The 3,163-nt window shown below is 64.0% G+C and carries 5 protein-coding genes; 2 read left to right on the forward strand and 3 right to left on the reverse strand.

Annotated features, from left to right (window positions below; genetic code table 11):
- Positions 1–667: hypothetical protein (locus Q0982_RS09810; protein WP_299394752.1), on the forward strand; the 667-nt coding region annotated here is incomplete at its 5' end.
- A gap of 26 nt (positions 668–693) precedes the next feature.
- Positions 694–1,488 carry a hypothetical protein gene (locus tag Q0982_RS09815; protein WP_299394754.1) on the forward strand — a complete coding sequence of 265 codons (795 nt, stop codon included), beginning with the start codon at positions 694–696 and terminating at the stop codon, positions 1,486–1,488.
- A 100-nt stretch (positions 1,489–1,588) separates the two neighbouring features.
- Here the strand turns inward: Q0982_RS09815 and Q0982_RS09820 are convergent, their stop codons facing one another.
- The 3 genes from Q0982_RS09820 to Q0982_RS09830 form a co-directional block, all read right to left on the reverse strand.
- The gene (locus Q0982_RS09820) at positions 1,589–2,221 is read right to left on the reverse strand and encodes an HrpE/YscL family type III secretion apparatus protein (RefSeq protein ID WP_299394757.1); all 633 of its coding nucleotides are present in this window, start codon (positions 2,219–2,221) and stop codon (positions 1,589–1,591) included.
- Positions 2,200–2,904, reverse strand: a complete 705-nt coding sequence (locus Q0982_RS09825; protein ID WP_299394758.1) for a SctK family type III secretion system sorting platform protein — start codon at positions 2,902–2,904, stop codon at positions 2,200–2,202. The genes Q0982_RS09820 and Q0982_RS09825 overlap by 22 nt, the downstream gene beginning before the upstream one ends.
- Positions 2,897–3,163, reverse strand: a 267-nt coding sequence (locus tag Q0982_RS09830; RefSeq protein ID WP_299394761.1) for a hypothetical protein, incomplete at its 5' end; no start/stop codon positions are given. The genes Q0982_RS09825 and Q0982_RS09830, both read right to left, overlap by 8 nt.

Consider the following 3,163-nt stretch of genomic DNA (forward strand, 5'->3'; position numbering starts at 1 on the left):
CGGCATCGACGTCGCCGAGGTCACCGAGGCCACTGTGGAGGTCGGACCGGCCGCGGCCTTCTCGGACCAGGCGGGCAGTGCCGCTGGGGACGGCGCCCAGCTGGCGGAGGCAGGCTCAGTCGACGACGCCGCGGCACCGGTCTCGGCCGCTGCCGGGAAGATTGACGATGTCGCCGACTCGATCGATGACGTGGCTGACGACGTGGCTGACGACCTGGCCGAGGGCCTCAATAAGACCCGCGATGGAGCCAAGCAGGCCAATAAACCGGATGGATCCGACTCGGTGGCCGATGCTGCCTCCGACGAGGGCGTTCAGGGGGCGCGGACGGAAGGGCTAAGCCCGCAGCAGCGGGCGGCCATCAAGATTAGCCGGCGAGTTGGCGCAACCTTGAAACTCGGCGGCCAGACGCAGCAGGGCGAGGTAAAGGTCGAGACGGGTTTCATCGAGAGAAAGCAGGACTCCGTGCAAGCGGATATGCAGCGTACCGACGCTTACATCCAGTTTGAGGAGAGCTCAAGGAGCGACAATCAGGACAACCTGACGAACATCTGCAGCGCGCTGACCGATTCTTTCAAGGAAATGGGCAAAATCAACACCAGCTTCCTAACCCAGGGACAGGCTACAGCCGGCGCTATTGGTGCTGCCGGCCGCGACGGCACCGCCTGAATGAGAGCACATCGAGGAGACAAACCATGACGACCGGACCAATCACAAGCAATCCCCAGGCCGGCCCGAGTTACCCGGCAGAGAAAGAAGTCGGCATCAAGGAAAGCGGCAAGGCCTCACCCAAGGCCGGCCGCGGAAACATTGAAGACGATGGCGTCCGGGTAAGCCATACCGATGGCCTGCCGCAGGACGAGCCGCCGCAGCAGCACGATCTCGATCACCCGCCGCAGGCCATCAATGACCAGATCCGTGAGGCCGTCAGTTGCTTTGCCGACCTGGATACAGAACCCACCTTCGACCTGATCGGACTGGTGGGCAAGGCCACGGATGGCCTGCGAAAATCCCTGGACGAAGAGAAAGCGGCCTTCCACGGCACCGAGATGGACCTGCGCCAGGCTACTTATGACTCAAATATGGACGCAGCGCAGGACGAGGAGGATAAGGGGGCGAACGCCCTGGGATTCTCAATCGGCGAAGGCGTTGCAGATGTGGGGACCGCTGCCATCGGTTATGGCATCTCCATGAATGCCGGATCCAGCGAAGGCGCGATGATGATGGCGTCAACCAAAGCAAATATGTGGGACAAGACGGCAAGCGGAGGAACCGAGATGGTTCAAGGTGTCGAAAAGTTTCAGGACGGCAACATCTCTGCGGACGAAGAGCGTCATAAGGCGGATGCGGAGTTCTCCGGCAGTCTGCAAGAGGAAATCAACCCGAAGGACATCGAGGACGCCGTCAAAGATGTGAATCAGAGTTACGCGCAGACCACTGAGCAGGTTGGGCAGGGCAGAAGCGTCCTGGCTGGCAGTCTCAAAGTGTGAGGCCGGCCTTCCCGGCCCCCCACCCCAGCCGGCATCCAGCACTGCAATCGCCCACAGTTCGTGTTCGGCGTCGCCCGGATCAGGAGGCATCGTCGGGGCTCTACCCGGCAGGCCCCGCCTTTTCCACCCGCGACAGGATGGCCTTCTCCAGGGCTTTCAGCTGTAGATCCAGGCTTGCATCGACGACGCCGACCTCGGTCTCCAGGCGGCAGCCGCCGCGCTCCATGCCCTCATCGGCGACGATCTCCAGGAAACTCACCTCACCCTGGCCGCGCAGGATCTCGCCCAGGCGCTCACGCAGGTTCTCCTCCACCTCCGGGCGCACCCGCAAGGTAACGCGTGGCTCGCTGCGCACGACATGAAGCGCTGCGCGTGCTTGGCGCAGTACGAGCTCTTCCTCTGTGAATTCACCCAGCACCTTGCGCAGGCAAACGAGTACGGTGCGCGCAATATCGCGTTCCGCATTGGCCATAAAATCGACCGAGCGGGTAACGATGGTCACGATCTGCTCGGCCACTTCGGCCTTCGCTTCGGCCATACCGTCGTCATAGCCGCGCGCCTTTAGCGCATCGTACTCGGCCTGTGCCGCAGCCTGGATCGCTGCTGCCTTGGCTTCCGCCTCGGAAATCAGCTCCGCCGCCGTCACGGTCTTCTGGTAGTCGGCCGCCCGCAGGACGCGCCGCCCGCCGTCGAGCTTCGGGTGATCAGCGGTCAGTCGAACAAAGTCAGCCATTGCGGAGCCATATCCTTCACAATGCGCCGGGTGAGGTGGGGCAGAGTGTCACCCGGTGCCGGCCAGCTGGTTTCCGGTGGGAGCGCCGAAACCGCCTTCATCAGGCAACGACAGAGCGAGACCGGCAACTTGAAAGCGACGCGCGTTATGTAGGCCGGGTCGGCCGCAGCGCCACGATGTAGGGAATGTAGCGCCCCGGTCAGCAGCAAGCGCTCCCTCATGCCGGTATTGGGCTCCGGCTCGTAGTCGAAGGCCGGGGTTGCGCCGTAGAGCGGCGCCGTCTTCACCGCGAAGTCGTAGGCAGCCGGCCCGACTTCGTCGCGCAGCGCCTTCACCCGCGCACCGTCCAGCAGGTTGCGGAATTCGCCGGCGCGCAGAACCAAGCCAACGTGGAAGAGCACAGTCTGCAGGGCGGCGCGGTCCAAGAGAGCCAGACGCGCGCGCGGCGCGGAGAAGTCCTCCCAGTAGCGCCCGGAGAGGTCGAAGGCATCGAGCAGGTGGCGCGAGACCCAGCGCTCGGCGGCAGCGCCGCGCAAGTGTGGCACCAGATTTCCATTGGGCAGGGTCTGCAGCCAGCTCTCGTCGAGATCCTTCAAAGGAGAAAGATTGAAGGAGACCGCCGCCGCCACCCAAGGCTGCACGGCCAAAGCCGCCACTGCTGCGCCGGGTGGGTTTTCAGCCATCCACCGTCGCCGGCAGGCTGCCCGCTGCGGTGCGATCCCTGTGCTGGCGCCACAGGAAGTAACCATTGCCAGCCAGCGCGAGCAGCAGCAGGACGACGAGGCCGCCGGCCACCATGAGAATGTGATCCGTCGAGTCCGCGGTATACCGGATGCCGAAAAACTCCGCCATTGGCGGGCCCGCTGAGCGCACGACCGGCGGGGGATCAGCCTCAAACAGAACGACCACCACATCCTCGTAGGAAAGACCCTCGACACTGGC

Source organism: Pelagibius sp. (genome assembly GCF_028281305.1).
In the GTDB taxonomy this organism is placed as follows: Bacteria; Pseudomonadota; Alphaproteobacteria; order Kiloniellales; family Kiloniellaceae; genus Pelagibius.

Coding starts and splice junctions, on each gene's coding strand:
- Q0982_RS09815 (WP_299394754.1), top strand. CDS start 694: ATGACGACCGGACCAATCACAAGCAATCCCCAGGCCGGCCCGAGTTAC.
- Q0982_RS09825 (WP_299394758.1), bottom strand. CDS start 2,904: ATGGCTGAAAACCCACCCGGCGCAGCAGTGGCGGCTTTGGCCGTGCAG.
- Q0982_RS09820 (WP_299394757.1), bottom strand. CDS start 2,221: ATGGCTGACTTTGTTCGACTGACCGCTGATCACCCGAAGCTCGACGGC.